The sequence below is a fragment of the Tissierellales bacterium genome (assembly GCA_025210965.1).
Taxonomy (GTDB): domain Bacteria; phylum Bacillota; class Clostridia; order Tissierellales; family JAOAQY01; genus JAOAQY01.
Map to the genome: position 1 here is coordinate 1 of JAOAQY010000024.1, position 18,473 is coordinate 18,473.

General features: G+C 33.2%; 17 protein-coding genes. 10 read left to right on the plus strand and 7 right to left on the minus strand.

Annotated features, from left to right (window positions below; genetic code table 11):
- Positions 1-2: 2 nt before the first annotated feature.
- The 3 genes from bioA to bioB are packed head-to-tail and all read right to left on the minus strand — an operon-like array spanning position 3 to position 2,993.
- On the minus strand, positions 3-1,346 hold the full coding sequence (gene bioA, locus N4A40_01275) for an adenosylmethionine--8-amino-7-oxononanoate transaminase (GenBank protein ID MCT4660462.1): 1,344 nt from the start codon (positions 1,344-1,346) through the stop codon (positions 3-5).
- 2 nt (positions 1,347-1,348) lie between these two features.
- On the minus strand, positions 1,349-2,035 hold the full coding sequence (bioD, locus tag N4A40_01280) for a dethiobiotin synthase (protein ID MCT4660463.1): 687 nt from the start codon (positions 2,033-2,035) through the stop codon (positions 1,349-1,351).
- Positions 2,028-2,993 (minus strand): biotin synthase BioB, encoded by a 966-nt coding sequence (gene bioB / locus N4A40_01285; GenBank protein ID MCT4660464.1) that lies wholly within the window; start codon positions 2,991-2,993, stop codon positions 2,028-2,030. Before bioB ends, bioD begins: the two co-directional genes overlap by 8 nt.
- Positions 2,994-3,246: 253 nt before the next feature.
- On the opposite strand from bioB, the gene N4A40_01290 reads away from it, so the two are divergent.
- Positions 3,247-4,344, plus strand: a complete 1,098-nt coding sequence (locus tag N4A40_01290) for a threonine synthase (protein MCT4660465.1) — start codon at positions 3,247-3,249, stop codon at positions 4,342-4,344.
- Positions 4,345-4,494: 150 nt separating this feature from the next.
- On the opposite strand, the gene N4A40_01295 is transcribed toward N4A40_01290, so the two are convergent.
- From N4A40_01295 to N4A40_01305, 3 genes are all read right to left on the minus strand, one after another.
- Positions 4,495-5,331, minus strand: coding sequence for a YiiX/YebB-like N1pC/P60 family cysteine hydrolase (locus N4A40_01295; protein MCT4660466.1), 837 nt, complete (start codon positions 5,329-5,331; stop codon positions 4,495-4,497).
- A 164-nt stretch (positions 5,332-5,495) separates the two neighbouring features.
- Positions 5,496-7,061 (minus strand): M23/M56 family metallopeptidase, encoded by a 1,566-nt coding sequence (locus N4A40_01300; protein ID MCT4660467.1) that lies wholly within the window; start codon positions 7,059-7,061, stop codon positions 5,496-5,498.
- A 9-nt stretch (positions 7,062-7,070) separates the two neighbouring features.
- Positions 7,071-7,445 (minus strand): BlaI/MecI/CopY family transcriptional regulator, encoded by a 375-nt coding sequence (locus tag N4A40_01305; protein ID MCT4660468.1) that lies wholly within the window; start codon positions 7,443-7,445, stop codon positions 7,071-7,073.
- 141 nt (positions 7,446-7,586) lie between these two features.
- Here N4A40_01305 and N4A40_01310 point away from each other — a divergent pair, with 141 nt between their 5' ends.
- From N4A40_01310 to N4A40_01330, 5 genes are all read left to right on the plus strand, one after another.
- On the plus strand, positions 7,587-8,765 hold the full coding sequence (locus N4A40_01310) for an MFS transporter (GenBank protein MCT4660469.1): 1,179 nt from the start codon (positions 7,587-7,589) through the stop codon (positions 8,763-8,765).
- Positions 8,766-8,789: 24 nt separating this feature from the next.
- On the plus strand, positions 8,790-9,305 hold the full coding sequence (locus N4A40_01315; GenBank protein MCT4660470.1) for a GNAT family N-acetyltransferase: 516 nt from the start codon (positions 8,790-8,792) through the stop codon (positions 9,303-9,305).
- 16 nt (positions 9,306-9,321) lie between these two features.
- A complete protein-coding gene (locus N4A40_01320) occupies positions 9,322-10,575 on the plus strand; it encodes an MFS transporter (GenBank protein ID MCT4660471.1) in 1,254 nt (417 codons plus the stop codon).
- Positions 10,576-10,816: 241 nt separating this feature from the next.
- Positions 10,817-13,126 carry an ATP-dependent Clp protease ATP-binding subunit gene (locus N4A40_01325; protein ID MCT4660472.1) on the plus strand — a complete coding sequence of 770 codons (2,310 nt, stop codon included), beginning with the start codon at positions 10,817-10,819 and terminating at the stop codon, positions 13,124-13,126.
- Between the two features lie 66 nt (positions 13,127-13,192).
- On the plus strand, positions 13,193-14,887 hold the full coding sequence (locus N4A40_01330) for a M3 family oligoendopeptidase (protein ID MCT4660473.1): 1,695 nt from the start codon (positions 13,193-13,195) through the stop codon (positions 14,885-14,887).
- A 72-nt stretch (positions 14,888-14,959) separates the two neighbouring features.
- Here N4A40_01330 and N4A40_01335 read toward each other — a convergent pair whose 3' ends face one another.
- Positions 14,960-15,385, minus strand: a complete 426-nt coding sequence (locus N4A40_01335; protein ID MCT4660474.1) for a hypothetical protein — start codon at positions 15,383-15,385, stop codon at positions 14,960-14,962.
- A gap of 317 nt (positions 15,386-15,702) precedes the next feature.
- Between N4A40_01335 and N4A40_01340 the strand changes: the two genes are divergently transcribed.
- From N4A40_01340 to N4A40_01355, 4 genes are all read left to right on the plus strand, one after another.
- Complete coding sequence (locus tag N4A40_01340) at positions 15,703-16,056, plus strand: diacylglycerol kinase family protein (protein MCT4660475.1); 354 nt, start codon at positions 15,703-15,705, stop codon at positions 16,054-16,056.
- Between the two features lie 11 nt (positions 16,057-16,067).
- A complete protein-coding gene (locus N4A40_01345) occupies positions 16,068-16,244 on the plus strand; it encodes a hypothetical protein (protein ID MCT4660476.1) in 177 nt (58 codons plus the stop codon).
- Positions 16,234-17,544 (plus strand): LysM peptidoglycan-binding domain-containing protein, encoded by a 1,311-nt coding sequence (locus N4A40_01350; protein ID MCT4660477.1) that lies wholly within the window; start codon positions 16,234-16,236, stop codon positions 17,542-17,544. The genes N4A40_01345 and N4A40_01350 overlap by 11 nt, the downstream gene beginning before the upstream one ends.
- Positions 17,545-17,565: 21 nt before the next feature.
- Positions 17,566-18,473 (plus strand): ROK family protein (locus tag N4A40_01355; GenBank protein MCT4660478.1); only part of this gene is annotated, 908 nt, incomplete at its 3' end.

Genomic DNA, 18,473 nt, shown 5'->3' on the forward strand with positions numbered 1-18,473 from the left:
ATTTAGCTACCAAGTTCTTCTTCTATAGCTTCTTTACAAATGGAAATGGCTTTAATCATCTCATCCTTTGTCATGATGATTGGTGGGTTGAAGTATAGAATATCTTCAAGGGGTCTTAATAGAAGTCCCTTTTTTAGCGCCCTTTTGTAAATATTGTAGCCGGTTCTTTTCTTTGAATCTAGTGGAGTTTTTGCTTTTTTATCAGATACTAATTCTATAGCATTTATTAGACCGATATATCTTATATCACCAACATTTGGATGATTTTGAAGTTCTGAGCAAATTAGATTGTGGAAATAATCTGAGTTTGAAGCAGCTTTTTCTACTAGATTTTCTTCTTCTAGTATGTTCAAAACTTCAACAGCAGCTCTGCATGCTAACGGGTTTCCACTATAGGTATGACTGTGTAAAAATGCTTTGCCATCATTGTAATCGCCATAGAAAGCATTATACACTTCATCACTTGTTCCTACTATTGCCATAGGAAGATATCCACCAGTTAAGCTTTTTGAAAGGCATATCAAATCAGGCGATATATTTGCGTGATCACATGCAAAGTATTTACCTGTTCTGCCAAAACCTGTAGCAATTTCATCTGCAATCAGTAGCACTCCATATTTAGTGCAGATTTCTCTCATTTTCTTTAAATATATTGGAGGATATACTTTGAGCCCGGCGGCGCCTTGTAAAAGCGGTTCTACTATCATAGCGCAGGTTTCATGGCCTTGCTCTTTGAAAGCTTCTTCTGCATATTCGAAACATTCTGCAGAGCAGCTACTAGAGTTTTTGCCGTAAGGACATCTATAGCAATCAGGACTTTGAATTCGTTTTGTGTCAAATAAGAGTGGTTGATATAATTTTGAATATGCATCTACTCCACCTACTGAAAGTGAGCCGAGTGTCTCACCATGATAAGCATCACTTAGTGCCATGAACTTTTTCCTATTAGTTTGACCTATTTGATGCTGATATTGAAAACTGATTTTTAATGCAACTTCAACAGATGAAGAACCATTATCTGTAAAGAAGAAACGGTTAATTGCTTGAGGTGTTATTTTAGCTAGTTTTTCACATAGCTCAATAGCTGGCTTGTGAGAAAAATTAGCAAAAATTACATGTTCTAAATTATCTAGTTGATCTTTGAGGGCTGCGTTAATCCTAGGATGACAATGACCTAAAAGATTACACCACCAAGAACTTACTATATCGAGGTAAGAATTTCCATCTATATCGTATAAATTTAAACCGCTTGCATGGTCGATAACAATGGGAGGAAGTTCCTCATAATCTTTCATTTGAGATCTAGGATGCCATATATGCATTAAGTCTCTTTCTGCGTAATTCATGTCTAAAAGACCTCCTTGTAAAGTGATTTTAAAAATTCTATATCTATATCAATTTCACTGTCACCTGTACCAACACACGCAATTACAGGTATATCACTTAGCGCTTGTATCTGTATTTTATTATCTATGTGAAGAAAATTGTTTTTATCAAAGCGATTCAAAATGATTCCTTTTATATTCAGACCTAGATTTTTAGCGTGATTAATTGTCAGTAAGCTTGAATTAATAGTACCTAGAGATGCATCAGCTACTATTATAATATCTAAATCAAGAGTCTTTATAATATCTGTAAGCATCAATTTAGGAGAGCTATTTATAGGACATATGATTCCACCACAACCCTCGACTATTAGGTATTCGTGCTGTTTTGATATAGTTTTATAATCCATTAATATTTTGTCTAAATCTATGCTCACCCCTTCCATTTTAGAAGCTAAATGCGGAGATACTGGAGTTTCTAATATATAAGAAACGTTTGAATTTGGGTTGCCTTTTAAACCTGCGATTTCGAAAACTTCATATGCATCTCCAGCGATCAGATTAGTTTTTGTTTTTATAGCACCACTTAGAGCAGGTTTGTAATAAGAGACATTCGTATTTGATTTTGAGAGTTTTTTTGCTATAAGAGCGGATACATATGTTTTCCCAATATCTGTTCCAGTTCCAGTTATAAATATTGATTTAGTCATATCGTTTCACCTCTAAATTGAGAGATTTAATTTTTTCTAAATCGCAGTCGATTGAAATACCTGGGGTAGTAAGTAGGTCACCTGTTAAACTTGCATTTATACCACATTCGAATAAGTCATGACCTAAATTTGGGAGAAGACCTCGTCCTCCAGCTAATCTCAGAAAAGCATCCGGAAGTATAAATCTCATTATTGCTACACTTTTCTTTATCTCATCTTCTGAAAGTGGTTTTAAATGAGCTAATGGAGTACCTTCGATTGGGTTTAAAAAATTTATTGGAACAGATTTTATATTTAGGGATCTAAGAGTTAGAGCTAAGTCTATTCTATCTTCATAGTTTTCGCCGAGACCAAAAATACCACCACTACAGACTTCAAGCCCTATATCTTGTGCATCTTTTATTGTAGATATCTTTTCATCATAGCTATGAGTCGTACATATTGATGGGAAAAATTTTCTAGAAGTTTCTAAATTGTTGTGATATCTAGTTACTCCAGAATTTTTCAATATTTGGAGTTGGGATTTTGACAGTAAGCCATGAGAAGCACAAAGACCTAGCTTTGATAATCTTTTTAAACTACCATATGTTTTAGATAGATTTTCAATTTCTGCATCGGATAGTGATCTTCCAGAAGTTACTATGGAAAATCGAGCAACTCCCTTTGCGTTATTATATAACCCATCTCTTTGTAAACTGCTATTGTTTCTAAGTGAATAGCATTCTATATTTGTGTGATTGTGGACAGATTGTGCACAATATTTGCAATCCTCAGAGCATTTTCCACTTTTTCCGTTTGTTATACTGCAAAGGTCGAACTCATTTTTGCAAAAATGCTTACATATGAGATTAGCATAATGACATAGATCATTGGTTGGATATAAGGTTAAAGTCATTGCTTCTTGTTTTGTAATTAGATTTCCGGATTTTATGGATTCGAAAATAGATTCAATAGACATAGGCTTCCTCCTAAAAAATATTTTGTTTATAAATAATTGAAAAGAGATTTTGTACAATTATTTTACAGAATAAGTATATATGAAATTGAAAAACTTTGTCAACCTAAAAATAACAAAGGTGACAAAGTGTAAATATTGACCCAAAAAAGACAATTATTTGGAGAACAAATTCATTGTGATATAATGAATTTGATATTTTAGAAATTGTTTTAGAGAGTTAAGTTGTGGACAATTAAAATAGAGGGGTGTTTTTATGAAATTTGTATGTCGGATTTGTGGAAGTGAAGTTGAAGCTAGTAAAGCAAATTACATATGTGAATGCGGTGGAATGTACGATATAGTAAAATCAGAGAGAAGTTTTAAACCTTCAAAGATACTCGATAAAGAGTGGAGTCTTTTTAGATATGAGAATAGTATTCCTGTAAATCATAGCATATGGAAGGATTTATCTATGGGTGAGGGAATGACAGCTATCAAGCCATTGTCAAAAGCTCAACCTAATTTATTTGTGAAATTAGAATATGCCATGCCTACATTGTCATTCAAAGACAGAGGAGCTGTTGTTCTAATATCTAAAGCACTACAATGGGGAGCGAAAAAATTAGTACAAGATAGCAGTGGAAATGCTGGTGTTGCAGTTGCGGCTTATGCTTCAAGAGGTGGTCTTCAATGTGATATATATGTTCCAAAAGGGACTTCTGAAAAGAAGATAGCACAAATAGAATCGCACGGGGCAAAAGTCATAATAGTAAACGGTTCGAGGGAAGATACTCAAAAAGCGGCCATAGAAGCTTCCGTGGACTGCGATGTATTTTATGCAAGTCATGTATTTAATCCTGTGTTTTATGAGGGAACTAAAACATATATATATGAAATTTACGAACAGCTAGGTGAGCTACCAGAGCGTTTAGTTGTACCTCTTGGAAATGGTTCTTTATTTTTAGGAATATATCAAGCGCTTTTAGAATTTAAAGAGAGTGGATTGATAGTGAGTTATCCAGAGGTTATAGTGGTTCAAGCAGAAGGGTGTGCTCCGATATACGAAGCTTTTGTATCTGAAGAGAATGAAGTGTTTGAGGTGAAAAATGCGGGAACAGAAGCGAGTGGAATTGCAATAGCGAATCCTAGAAGAGGAAATCAAATACTTAGTGCGATAAGAGAAATTGGTGGCAAAGTAATATTAGCACCAAATAATGGGATTATGGAAATGAAGTCACATCTAGCACATTTGGGTTATTATGTAGAACCTACAACGGCTGCAACATTTGCTGGATATTTCGATTATGTCAAATCAACAGGAGATGACAAAAAAGCGATAATACCACTTTGTGGTTCTGGTTTGAAAAAATAAATATCATTTTTACAATTATATATGAAAACAGCCTCACTTATAATGAAAATTAAACTGATCCCTAAAATTTGGACCTAAAAATCTAACTTTTGGAGGGAAGTTCATAATAGTATAAGTGAGGCTGTTTTTCTTAATATATTTTGCCTAATGCTATCTACAAGGAATCAAAATTGTATTATCTGAATCTCGTAAATCTCTAGGTGTAACGCCAGGTTCTGTGAAGCCATCTTCTTCTATATCTATACCTTGATTTTTATAAGATGCCCATGCAAGTTCAGAACAATACCAGTCCTTTTCATAAGGCGATGTATCTTTTTTGAAATCCAGCATGTAATTTTTGCCAATTTGAGAAACTGCAAAATCTACAGCTTTATCAATTTGACTTTGACTAACGCCACTAACTCTGTATATAGTGCCCTGTCTATCATCAAATCTTTCATCATCTAGGACACTTCTTGAAATTCCATTGCTTATTGCTTCTATAAGCCTGATATAGTATTGTCCTTGGGCTTCAGAGTAATATATACCTTCTACAATTGCTACGTGAGCGGTTATTCCAAATCCACCAGAAGCCTCAAATAGTATATCGCCTTTTTTTACGGTTGAAAGAAGATTATAAGAACTATAGTTCGCTTTGTGAGGCAGAACTGTTCCTGTATTATAATGCCATAAATTCGATCCGCTAGAATTCCTCATTGTATAATTGTATTTCTGATGAGGCTCCAAAATAGATATGTAGGAGTTTGCATAATCAGATGGTGAATTATAAGCTTTTGGATTGTAATTTTTGACAAAAGTTTCATAGGATAGATCAAAATCAATACCATATTTTTCACCATAGTTTTGAACTAAATTATAGGCACTCTGTAAATCTTGAGCGTGAACAGGTAAAGCTGAGCAGTCTCTAATGCTAGGGCTAGCAGATGCAATAGCAGGCATGATCATTAGAGAACAAAGAATAGTAGCTGTGATTTTTTTTAACGACATGATATCATCTCCTTTAAAATGAACTATATAATATATAATGCGTAAAATAAAGATATCATCACTTTAAATAAAAATCAATATGAATTCCATAAACGGTATTAAAAAGACCGCGAAAAGTATTTCGCGGTCTGAAAGTATACACAAAATGGAATAAAACTTACACTTTATTCTTCAGGGACACTTACTAGAGTTAGAGGGTCTACAGTTTCTCCATCTTTTCTTATTTCAAAGTGCAGGTGCGGCCCTGTTGAGCGACCAGTACTTCCAACTTTTGCTATTATAGTACCAGCGCTTATAGCATCGTCTCTATTAACGAGTAGCTCAGATGTGTGAGCATAAAATGTAGCGTAGCCATCTCCATGATCTATTATTATAGTTCGACCATAGCCACCTATTTCACCAGAAAATATAACTTTTCCAGACCTAGTTGATTTTATGTCGTTTCCCCTTGGTGCAGGGATATCTATTCCAGAGTGAAATGTTTCTTTTTTTAATACAGGATGCATTTTGTTACCATAGCTAGATGAAATTCGTTTGTATTTGTTATCTAAAGGCCATAGCCACTCTATATTTTCAGCAGGTGTGGTTTCAGTGACTTCTTCTGACTTTGTTTCGGTTGCTTGAATTTTAGCTGATTGAGTGTCTTGAGGTATTGTACTTTCCATAGACAATACCTTCGGGCTACTTTCATATAAATCCTTGTTGTCACAAATGCTTTGAGCTTGAACTTCAGCTAGTACTAGGAAACCAGATAAACTGAGTATACACCCCATAGCTAGTATTTTATTTGCGTTATTTTTGAAATTCATAATTGTAAAAAGCCTCCTTTGTAATTGTTTTTTTGTCGAAGCATAATGCAAGACAGAAGGCTCAAGTTTTTCTAAATTTACAGATTCTAGCCATTTAATTAGACATAGCCCGTAGGCTTTTTTTTCATTTAAAGAAACAAGTTCTAAAGCCATTGCATCACAAGCAGTTTCAATACATTGCTCGTATCTAGCTAAGCCGTATCTTATAAATGGATTGAAGGCATAAAGTTTTTTAAGGAAAGCAGTTATTTCAAATATTAGAACATCAAATCGCTTTATATGCGCTAATTCGTGTAGCATGGCATATTCTATTTCTCTATAGCTTAGAAAATCAAGTGAATTGATAGGCAGTACTATTGTAGGATTAAAAAATCCAAATACTATTGGGCTTTCGACACTATTTGAGAATAATAATTGAACACTTCTATATACTTTCATTTTTTGGCAATTTTTATCTAGCAAATTCTTTAATTCACAAGAGGCTACAATAGAATTAGCTTTGAAATGTTTTTGTAATTTGCACTTCAAAAATAATCTTTTTAAACTAAATAGCACAACAAATGCTAGATATAAGATACAAACTATATTTAGCCAATCAATGTGAAAATAATTTGATTCAACTTGGATTTCATTAAAATTAGATGTATCAAACCAACTTAAAATTTCTGAGGCCTTATATGAGAGATTGTTTTTTGGTATAATATTATTAAATTCCTTTATTTTAAGAGCCGATTTAAAGGCTATAGGAATTTCAGGCGGAGCAAAAAATACCAATCTTAAAACGGCGACCAACCATAGATAAGATTGACTTTTTGCTCCTATTTTAGTTCCCAGAATTTTTTGTAAAACTAGTATAGCGAATATAACTATACTTCCCCAAAATGAGGCAGTTAAAATATGTTTTGAAATATCTATTAGCATTGTTTTCTCCTATTTATCCATATTGTCGAGCATTTTCTTTAAATCTTCTAAATCTGACTTACTGATTTCTTCAGTTTTTAAAAAACTTGCGAATAAATCTTTTACTCCGCCCTTATAAAACTTATCTAGAAAAACTTTATTTTTCATCTGTCTGCATTCTTCTTTACTGTATCGAACGCTATATATATACGAGCGTCCTTCTTGTTTATAGGTCAAAATCTCCTTTTCAACAAGCCTAGAAAGCAGAGTTTTGACTGTGTTTTTTTTCCACCCCCTTTGAGAATCTAAATAATTAAAAACATCAGATGCAGTGCTATTATTATGTTTCCAAAGTACTTCTAGTACTTCCCATTCTGCATCAGATATTTTGTCAACAAAAGTCATGTTAATTCCTCCTCGATTACAAATGTAGTTGATAATTATAGTTTACACTTGTAGTCGAAGTGAGTCAATAGAAATTTTTGGTTGATATTTTGTGAAAAAAGTTATAAGATAGGAAAAATATATTTTTTGAGGGGGAGTTTTATGGGGATAAAACGAAATATATCAATTTATTATTGGTATTCAACATTTACGAATTTATTGATACTAGGACCAGTACTAACATTATTTTTGCTAGGAAGGGGACTTAACTTCACGCAGATAATGGCATTACAATCCATAGCCGCAATAACAATTACTATAATGGAAGTTCCAACAGGAGCTGTAGGTGATTTGCTTGGAAGAAAATATAGTGTAATGCTCGGATCACTCTGCATGTTTGTGAGCACTATTTTTTATGCATTTGGGCACAATTTTTTTTGGTTTGCACTTGCAGAAATTACATTTTCAATAGGAGTGTGTTTTAAATCAGGATCAGATACGGCACTTCTATATGATACTTTAAAGAAATTAGATAGGGAGAGTGATTTTAAGAAAATACAGGGAAAAGGACATGCTCTTTCACTCATAGCGCAAATACCAGGTTCTATTTTAGCTGGTTATGCTTTTGAGATAAATGAAGCACTTCCAATGATCATATCTGGTGGATTTATGCTTATAGCCTTATTTATAGAGTTATTTTTTGAAGAAATTGAAGTTTATGAATTTGAGGAGAAACCTAGCTACTTCGGGCAGATTGCCTCTAGTGTTAAATACACTGCAAATCACGGTAAAGTTAAAGCACTTATTGTATATTCTATGTTCTTTTGCATATTTTACCGTGCTGGATTTTGGTTTTTTCAGCCATATCTAAAGGCAATTGACATACCAGTAGTTCATTTCGGATATATATTTGCATTATTTAACCTAGTAGCTGCGCTCACATCAAAGTATAGCGGAGAAATAATATCTAAGACAAAGGGTAAAACTTTATTGTTAGTTGTGAGTTTGATATTAGTATCGTTTGCATTATTAGGGTTTACAAATACATTTGTTGGTGTGATTTTCATATTACCACAGCAGATGGCTAGAGGACTTTACAAGCCAGTTATAATGAAAAGTTTAAATAAAAATATACCATCAAATAAGAGGGCTACTATTATTTCTCTACACAGTTTGCTTTCTAATCTTGCAATGGCTATTACACTTCCTCTTATTGGTATGTTGATGGATAGTAGAGATATATTTAGTGTTCATATAATTATGACTGAACTAATGTTTGTAGGAATTTTACCATTATCTATTTATTTAAGGTACCGATTGTCGAAAAAAGTGGTACAATAAAGAAAAAAGGTTAGGGGAGATTTAATGCAATTTAAGGTTTTAACAAGTTATGATAAGGATATGATTCACACATTAGAAAAGTGGTATAACGATCCTGACATATTGCCGTATTTGCATCCAAATTTTACAGGAGAGGATTTAGATCCTATAACACCAGCTGAGATTAGGATGATGGTTAGAACTAAGCCAAATAGAAAACGATATGGTATATATGACGAAAAGAGATGGATTGGTGAAGTAAGCATATTAGAAGGTTTTGACAATTTAGTAGCAACAGAACCTAGGACAGCTTGGATAGGACTTTGCGTTGGAGAAAAAGATTATTGGCGTACTGGAGTTGGACGTCAGGCCATGCTTTTTTTGGAGCAAGAGGCGAAGCAACTTGGATTTAAGAGAATAGAACTTGGAGTTTTTGAGCACAATACAAAAGCAAGAAAACTATATGAGAATCTTGGCTATAAGGAGATTTCAACATTGGCTAAATTCACTTATTACAATGGAAATTGGTATGATGATATTAGAATGGAGAAATACATTTAGGTAAGGGAGACGTCATATGGATATTAAATCTATTAAGAGAGATCCTTTAATAATTAAATTTTGTTTTTATGGTTTTTTCAAAAATCTTAAATTTTTTGAACCATACTTGGTTTACTATTTTATGACACTAAATTTGTCGTTATTTCAAATTGGTTGGCTCTATGCGATCAGAGAGGCGATGACATATATATTTGAGATTCCATCTGGAGTATTTGCTGACAGTTATGGTAAGAAAACAGAGCTAAAGATATGTTTTGTATTTTATATGTTGTCGTTTGTGTGTTTTTCTATGGGGACTAAATTTATAGTACTTGCAATAGGTATGGTGTTATTTGGATTAGGTGAAGCATTTAGGTCAGGAACACATAAGGCCATAATAATGAGCTATCTAGATGAACAAAATTGGACAAAGTACAAGACATTTGTATATGGTAGAACTCGATCATTTTCGCTTTTAGGATCGGCTATATCGGCTATAGTTAGTATTTTCATGATTTTATACGTACCGTTGAATCAATTGTTTTTCATATGCATTATTCCTTATGCTATAGATTTTGCTCTCATCGCTAGTTATCCTGAAAGATTTAATGAAAGACATGTTCATGTTTTTTCTGTAAAAGATTTTGTTAAAGAGATGAGAGATCAAATAAAAGAGATAAAAGGCAAATCGGATTTGAAGCGAATAATAGCATCATCAGCTATATTTGATGGAATTTTTAAGCTACTAAAAGACTATATTCAGCCTATGATGAAAACATTGATAGTAGCGGGTGCAATAAGTAGCTTAGATCGTTTAGATGCTGATATGCAGGTTAAATTTGCACTTGGAATTGTTTATGGTGTAACGTATTTGTTGTCAGCTGTTGCATCTAGGAATGTGTATAGAATTACAGAAAAATATTCTTCTATAGGACTTATGAATTCACTATTTAATTTATTTGGAATTTGTATAATAGCTATGGGAGCAGGTTTGAAAGATGGCAAGTTCATATGGGTTATAATACTATATTTATTGACGTATATATTTCAAAATGCAAGAAGACCAGCATTTGTTGATGTTATAGGAGATCATTTAGAAAAGAGACAAAGGGCTACTGTACTTTCTGTAGAGAGTCAGATGAAGGCACTAGTGATGATTATAATGGCACCAATACTTGGATTTGTAGCAGATATATATGGATTAGTTTTTTTATTTATAGGACTTGGAGTGTTGTTACTTGTTCTAAACAGAATGATAAATCTCGGTAGTGTATATAAGAACAATGAATAAATCTACGGTAATTTGCTAAAAAGATTAAAATAAAATTTAAAATTTTTACTGTTAATAGTTTTTTAATAATTACAATGTATAATTAGATTACGATGGTAAACGTGAAAGTCCCTCAGGGTTTTATTTATTTCATACCTTGTGGGACTTCTTGCATTTACGTTATAATGTGAAGGAAGCAAATTAAATTATTATTGAAGTAGTAGCCTGTCTAATAGACAGAATAGAATGGAGTGGATCAATTATGATGATGTGTTCTGAATGTAAAAAGAACTTAGCCGTTATTTTTACTAATAAAGTGGAAAATGGAAAGACAGTCGTTGAGGGACTTTGCATTGATTGCGCTCGCAAAAAAGGGATTCCTATGGTGGATGAGCTTATCAAACAGACTGGAATGAGTCCAGAGGAATTAGCGACGATGAATAAGCATGTATCTGGTATGCTTGAAGATATGGATGAAGATGAAATTAAAGAAATGACAGAATCTATGGATCGAATGATGCCAGAGGGAATGAAGGATAATTTTATGCAAATGTTCAATGGCTCGATGGCGGGAAGTGAAGATGAATTTGAAAAAGATGATGAATATCCTGATGCTGAATTTGTTGAGGTTGACGAAAAAGAAGAACCTTCTAGAAAGCAAAAGCGAAGAAAACGCAAGTATTTGGATAAATTCGGATCTAATTTGACGTTGAAAGCAAAAGAAGGATTTATAGATCGTATAATTGGAAGATATGATGAAATAGACAGAGTGGTACAAATATTAAATAGAAGAAACAAGAACAACCCTGTACTCATTGGAGAGCCCGGTGTTGGGAAAACAGCTATTGCAGAAGGGTTAGCACTTCGAATTGTTGAAAAGAAAGTGCCGGCAAAACTGTTTGGTGCAGAGATATATCTACTAGACTTAACTGCAATAGTTGCAGGAACTCAGTTTAGAGGTCAGTTTGAAAGCCGAATGAAAGCTATAATAGATGAAGCTCAAAGAGAAGAAAATGTAATACTAGTAATAGATGAACTTCACAATATAGTAGGGGCGGGAGAGGCACAAAATGGAGCGATGAATGCAGCTAATATACTAAAGCCAGCTCTTGCTAGGGGCGATGTTCAAATCATAGGCTCTACGACGCTAGAAGAGTATAGAAAACATATAGAGAAAGATTCGGCTTTGGAGAGAAGATTTCAACCAGTTATGGTGGAAGAACCTTCAGTTGAGGATAGTGTAGAAATTTTAAAGGGAATAAAAGATTATTACGAGAGATATCACAAGGTTCAGATTGATGACAATGTTATAGAGCATGCGGTTAGATTATCAGAAAGATATATAACGGATAGATATCTTCCCGATAAAGCGATTGATGTGATAGATGAAGCTGGTTCAAGGGCAAATCTCAAAAATTTAGGACTTGTAGAACTTGAGAAATTAAGACAAGAGTATGATGAAATTGGCGATTTGAAAGCGAAGTATGCTCAAGAAGATAATTATGAAAAAGCTGCAGAATTGAAAGTTCAAGAGCTTAAGATTAAAGATAAGATTACAAAACTAGAGCAGGAAACTGCGGATGTAGAGATAACAAAAGAAGATATAGCCTATGTTATAGAAGCATGGACTAAAATTCCAGTTCATAAGATTACAGAAGATGAGGCTGACAGATTATTAGGGCTAGAATCACAATTACACAAACGAGTAATAGGTCAAAATGATGCAATAAAATCACTTGCGAAGACAATTAGAAGAAATAGATCTGGATTTAGAAGGAAGAGAAAACCAGCATCGTTTATATTTGTTGGTCCTACTGGAGTTGGTAAGACTGAATTGGTGAAAACACTTGCTGCAGAACTTTTTGGAAGTGAAGAGGCTATGATTAGAATCGATATGTCCGAGTATATGGAGAAGCACACAGTGTCAAAACTTATAGGTGCACCTCCTGGATATGTAGGATATGATGAAGGTGGACAGCTTACAGAGAGAGTTAGAAGAAAACCATATTCAGTAATACTACTAGATGAAATTGAAAAAGCTCATCCTGACGTTTACAATATGCTACTTCAAATACTTGAAGATGGCAGACTTACGGATAGTCAGGGCAGGACCGTGTTTTTTGAAAATACAGTTATAGTCATGACATCAAATGCTGGAACTAGCTATAAATCTAGTGTTATTGGATTTAATAAAGACAATGAATCAGATTTAAAGGGATCAGTTCATGAAGCACTGAAGGCATCATTTAGACCAGAGTTTCTAAATAGAATTGATGAGATTATAGTATTTGATTCTCTTAAAAAAGATGAGCTTAGACAGATAGTTGAGCTTATGCTTTCTGAAGTTCGAGAAGAGGTAGGCGAGAGCAAAATGAAGCTAAGTTATACCGAAGAAGTCAGAGAATGGCTTTTAGAGAAAGGTTTTGATCCTAAATATGGAGCGAGACCACTTAGAAGAACTATACAGAAGTATATTGAAGATGAGATTTCAGAGTTATACTTAAAAGGAATTTACAAAGAAGGTAGCAAGATAAACATAGATGTCGAGGATAATGAGCTAAAATTTAATTAAATACAAAGCCCTGCATAATAGCAGGGTTTTGTTTTAAAATCAAAAATAAAAAAGGAAGTGACGCAAATGAAATTTTCAGAGTTCGAGTACAAAAGACCAGATTTAGATGCGTTTAAAGCGGAATTCAAAAAAGAGATAGATATGTTTGAAAAAGCAGAATCTGCTAGTGCTCAAAATGAAGCTTTAAAATCTATAGTGAAGGTCAGAAATACTTTTTTGACACAAGCAGAGATTGCTGGGATTCGATATAGTATAAATACAAAAGATTCTTTTTATGAAGCAGAGCAAGATTTTTTTGATGGAGCTATGCCAGAATACGAAGGTCTTGTAAGTAATTTTTACAAGGCACTTATAAAATCTCAATACAGAGATGAACTTGAAGAAAAATGGGGAAAACTATTGTTTGATATGGCAGAACTTCAAATAAAGACATACTCAGACGATATACTAGAGGATTTAAAAGTTGAAAATCAATTATCTAGCAAGTATACTAAATTACTGGCATCAGCGGAGATTGAGTATGATGGTAAGGTTTACAATATTCCTCAAATGCGTCCTTTTATGATGTCAAAAAATCGTGAAGAGAGAAAAATAGCAGCGGATTTGGTAGCAGGTTTTTTTGCTGAAAATGAGAGTAAGTTTGATGAAATTTACGATGAAATGGTAAAAATCAGACATAATATAGCTAAAAAACTAGGTTATGACAATTTTGTTGAGCTTGGATATGATAGACTAGGCAGAACTGATTATAATTCAAAATCAGTTTCAGTTTATAGAAGTGCTATAGAAAAGTACGTAGTGCCAATTGCAGAGTCACTCAGATCAAAACAGGCAACTAGATTAGGTCTCGATGCGTTAAAATACTATGACTTAAATATAAGTTTTAATTCTGGAAATGCAACTCCAAAGGGAACACCGGAGCAAATATTAGAAGCGGGAAGAAAGATGTACCATGAATTGTCAAAAGAAACCGGTGAGTTTTTTGATTTTATGATGGAAAATGAATTGATGGATGTTCTTAGCAAGGATGGTAAATCACCTGGTGGATACTGCACATTTATAAACGACTATAAATCACCTTTTATATTTTCAAATTTTAACGGTACAGCGGATGATGTGGATGTATTGACTCATGAAGCCGGTCATGCATTTCAGGTTTATATGAGTAGAGATTATGAATTGCCAGAATACGTTTGGCCTACACTAGAAGCGTGTGAGATTCACTCTATGAGCATGGAGTTCTTGACCCATCCTTGGATGAATCTATTTTTTGAAGAAGATGCTGAAAAATACTATTTTAACCATGTAAATGATGCATTTACGTTTTTACCATATGGAGTTACAGTAGATGATTTCCAGCATTTTGTATATGAAAATCCTAATGCGAGTGCAGACGATAGAAAAAGAGCATGGAGAAATTGTGAGAAAAAATACATGCCTAGCTTGGACTATGAGGGGAATGAATTCTTAGATAAGGGAACATTTTGGTTTAGACAAGGTCATATATTTAAAGATCCATTCTATTATATAGATTATACACTAGCTCAAATATGCGCGTTCCAATTTTGGAAAAAATCAGAAGAGACTCCAGAAACGGCGTGGACTGATTATCTAGCTCTTTGTAAAAAGGGCGGTAGTGATTCATTTTTAAATCTTGTGAGAGAAGCAAATTTGAAATCACCATTTGAAGAAACTACTATTGAAGATATTGCAAATTTTGTTAATAAGCACTTGGAAGATATTGATGATGCAAAATTTTAGATTGTAAAAAAGCTATGTCAAAATAGATTTAACTATTTTGACATAGCTTTTTTAGTAAAAATAAAATATAATTTATTTTCGCTTAGAGCCATATTTACTAGTTCTAAATCCAGTAATGATGTCTCTAGCTGTTTGATTTTCATCAGAACGATCTGTAATTATTAGATTTAGTTCATTATCAAGAACTGCTTGGAATTTTCTTAAATCATCAAAATATCTACTAGGTGCCGAATCTCTAAGAGCTACGAAATCTGCTTTTATTTCTGGAAGTTCGTGATTATATACCAATACATTTAATTGTTTAGGTATATCGACAATTCGCTTTGCGCGTACTACACAGGCAAGAAAGGATTCTAGCCATGCAAGATCACTAGGCGATAATGTGTTATAATTTTCCAAAATCTCCTTAACAACTTTTCTAAGGACTTTATTCATAATTTTATTTTCAGGTGCATTTAAATAAAGATTTAAAAATTTCTCATTTAATCGGTAATCCATAACAGCTCTCCTTTTCTATTATTAAATTTATTTTATCAAACTATTTAGAACTAATCAATCGAATAAATTGCATTACAAGAAAATTTCAATTCACAAAAGTAGCTGTTTATATAGGCAAAATGTTGTAAAATAATAGTATATAGAATTTTTGGAGTGATATAAAAAAGCTAAATGATAATATGGTTACTGAAAAACTTCATTAAGTTAATTTTTTTCTACAATATTTTGGATTCAACAAATAAAAGAGATGTGTATATTGTAGAAAAGAATTCTAATCATAGTTTTAGAGTGACCTAAAGGATAAGAGGCGAAATTTTATGAAAAAAAGAAAGCTTTTTCAGAGTTTTAAGTATGCTATGGAGGGAATAGTATATGGTTTTAGATCACAGCGAAATATGCGCTTACATACACTTGCATTGGTGGTACTTATATTTATAATGATAAGTGTTTCCATGGCAATAGAAGATGTTTGTTTGATTTTATTTTCAGCTATGGTTGTCATGGTATCGGAAATGATAAATACAGCTATTGAAAAAACTATAGATCTTTATACTGAAAATATTCATCCACTGGCAAAAACAGCTAAGGATGTTGCAGCTGGAGCGGTATTGCTTTCTGCTATTTTTGCAATAGTTGTAGGTGGATTGATTTTTAGCAAATATTTGCTTTAAGGAGGTAAGACATGGGTGTTGTTCTTATAGCATTGCTTTTGCTGTGCATATTTATATGTGTGAAATTTGGAGCAGGAAATGACATACCTAGTGATATAAATCCGTGGACAAGAGAGAACAAGGTAAAAAATTTTGAGGAAGAAGAAGAAAAATTATTGTTAGAAAAGGGGCGGAGAAATGGCAAATAGAGCGGTATTAAATAGCAAGTATCACTTAGCGAGTAGTAGGAAAATATATCGCTATGAAAGTGAAGACAGTATTAGCTCACCTGCACATTTACTTGGATATATAAGTCAAGATTTATTAGGAGAGCATTGGACTGAAGAAATGCTTGATCCTTATTTTGAAACACTATATGAAAAAGTGAATTTTATTGGAGAGTATACTCAAATTACTGATTTTGTATGGAATATAAAAGAGACAGTTCAAAAAATAAATTTGGATTGGCAGCTTGATCCTGCATCAATTCTTATGGTTTTGACATATCAAAATAGTGGGGTGTGTTTCTTTGCGGGAGATTTAAGAGTTTATTCTATAGAACAAGGTGAATTAAAAGTATTATCACAAGAGCATATTTTAGCTAATCAATGGATAGAACAGGGAATAATGAAACCAAGTGAAGCCAAGAATGAAACTGGTGCTGATCAATTGACAAAATACATTGGCATGAAGTCTGTCGAAGAGCCTGTAGAAATTACAAAAGCATTTCACTTATATGAAGGGCAGCAATTTGTAATTTGTTCTAAAGAGGTTTACAACAATATATCTGAAGTAGAGCTGACGTCATTTATAGTTGGAGATAGAATTGATGAGTTGGAAACTGTGGTGGATGGAATTTGTGGACATGACAATTGGATATGTGAAGTAATAGAAGTAGAAGCAAATGAATCTGTAGTAATTCCAAAACCACCTGTTTGGCCTAAAGTTTTAAAGGCAACAATTGTTACGATTACCATGATTTTGATAGTATTTGGAGTATATACAATATTTGAGAAGGTAGAAAAAAAAGTTCCTAAAGTTGATACAGAAGTAGTAGAAAATAAAGATGTACAAAATAATGATGAGAAATTAGTTGTTGAAAAAGAGGAAAATGTAGTTGAAACTACGGAAAAAGATAATGAAATAGGAAATAGTATAGATAGTACTATTGTTGATAATGAGTTGAATGTGGAGAATGTAAGTAGTGGTAAAGAAAATAATGCAGAAAATAATATGGAGAACAATATAAAAACAGACGATATAATAGAGTCATCAGATGATACGTTGAATGAAAAATTAGAAGAAAAAATTGCCGAACAAGCACAGGAAGAGGAAAAGTCAAAATCTGAAAGTTATAAAACTTATGTACTCCAAAAAGGTGATAATCTCTATAAGGTAAGTAATAAATTCTATGGAGACGGAAGTCGCGTAAATGATATAATAAAACTCAACAATATAAAAGATGCTAATTCGGTTCCAGCCGGGTATAGACTTAAATTGCCGAATTAAAATAAAAAGGGAGTTGAAATTATGTATATAGGAATTGATTTAGGTGGCACTAATATAGCTGCCGGACTTGTTGATGATGATGGTGTAGTTTTATTAAAAGATAGTGTTGAGACAAAAGCTACTAGACCAGCTAGTGATATTATAAAGGATATGGCAGAACTAGTAAATAAAATAATTGATGAGAGTGAATTTAGTAGGTCAAACATAAAGGCAGTTGGAATAGGAATACCCGGAGTAGCAGATGAAGCTAGTGGAGAGGTAATTTACTGTGTAAATTTAAATTGGGAAAAAGTACCTTTAAAAAAACCTTTAGAAGAATTGCTTAAATTACCGGTGATAATAGGAAATGATGCTACTGTAGCAGGAGTTGCAGAATACGGTGCTGGCAAAATGAAGGGATGTAAAAATGGAGTATTCTTGACGCTAGGAACAGGCGTTGGCGGAGGAATGATAATAGATGGTAAAGCATATGGCGGAAGTCATGGCGTAGGTTCTGAAATAGGACATATGGTAGTTGGCGATAACTTTTATGACTGTAATTGTGGAAGAAACGGATGCTTGGAGACATTTGCATCAGCTACAGCGCTTATAAAGTATGCTCAAAAAGAACTAGATTTAGGTAGAAAATCTAATTTAGAAGAACATTCAGGCCGATTAAATGCGAAACTGATATTTGATGGCGCAAAATCTGGAGATGAGCTTTCTGTTGAAACAGTTGACAGATTAGTACATTATTTATCTATAGGGATATCGAACTTAATAAATATACTTGATCCAGATTGTTTTGTAATTGGCGGTGGAGTTTCAAAAGCAGGGGACTTTCTAATCAATAAGGTTAGAAAAGAGATAGAAGGTATGAAAAGCTTTGCATCTATTGAATCTGGTAGAATTGAGATTGCTACACTTGAAAATGATGCGGGGATTATAGG

Coding starts and splice junctions, on each gene's coding strand:
- N4A40_01320 (MCT4660471.1), top strand. CDS start 9,322: ATGGATATTAAATCTATTAAGAGAGATCCTTTAATAATTAAATTTTGT.
- N4A40_01310 (MCT4660469.1), top strand. CDS start 7,587: ATGGGGATAAAACGAAATATATCAATTTATTATTGGTATTCAACATTT.
- bioA (MCT4660462.1), bottom strand. CDS start 1,346: ATGAATTACGCAGAAAGAGACTTAATGCATATATGGCATCCTAGATCT.
- N4A40_01350 (MCT4660477.1), top strand. CDS start 16,234: ATGGCAAATAGAGCGGTATTAAATAGCAAGTATCACTTAGCGAGTAGT.
- N4A40_01340 (MCT4660475.1), top strand. CDS start 15,703: ATGAAAAAAAGAAAGCTTTTTCAGAGTTTTAAGTATGCTATGGAGGGA.
- N4A40_01335 (MCT4660474.1), bottom strand. CDS start 15,385: ATGGATTACCGATTAAATGAGAAATTTTTAAATCTTTATTTAAATGCA.
- N4A40_01300 (MCT4660467.1), bottom strand. CDS start 7,061: ATGCTAATAGATATTTCAAAACATATTTTAACTGCCTCATTTTGGGGA.
- N4A40_01295 (MCT4660466.1), bottom strand. CDS start 5,331: ATGTCGTTAAAAAAAATCACAGCTACTATTCTTTGTTCTCTAATGATC.
- N4A40_01325 (MCT4660472.1), top strand. CDS start 10,817: ATGATGATGTGTTCTGAATGTAAAAAGAACTTAGCCGTTATTTTTACT.
- N4A40_01305 (MCT4660468.1), bottom strand. CDS start 7,445: ATGACTTTTGTTGACAAAATATCTGATGCAGAATGGGAAGTACTAGAA.
- bioD (MCT4660463.1), bottom strand. CDS start 2,035: ATGACTAAATCAATATTTATAACTGGAACTGGAACAGATATTGGGAAA.
- N4A40_01330 (MCT4660473.1), top strand. CDS start 13,193: ATGAAATTTTCAGAGTTCGAGTACAAAAGACCAGATTTAGATGCGTTT.
- N4A40_01290 (MCT4660465.1), top strand. CDS start 3,247: ATGAAATTTGTATGTCGGATTTGTGGAAGTGAAGTTGAAGCTAGTAAA.
- bioB (MCT4660464.1), bottom strand. CDS start 2,993: ATGTCTATTGAATCTATTTTCGAATCCATAAAATCCGGAAATCTAATT.
- N4A40_01315 (MCT4660470.1), top strand. CDS start 8,790: ATGCAATTTAAGGTTTTAACAAGTTATGATAAGGATATGATTCACACA.
- N4A40_01345 (MCT4660476.1), top strand. CDS start 16,068: ATGGGTGTTGTTCTTATAGCATTGCTTTTGCTGTGCATATTTATATGT.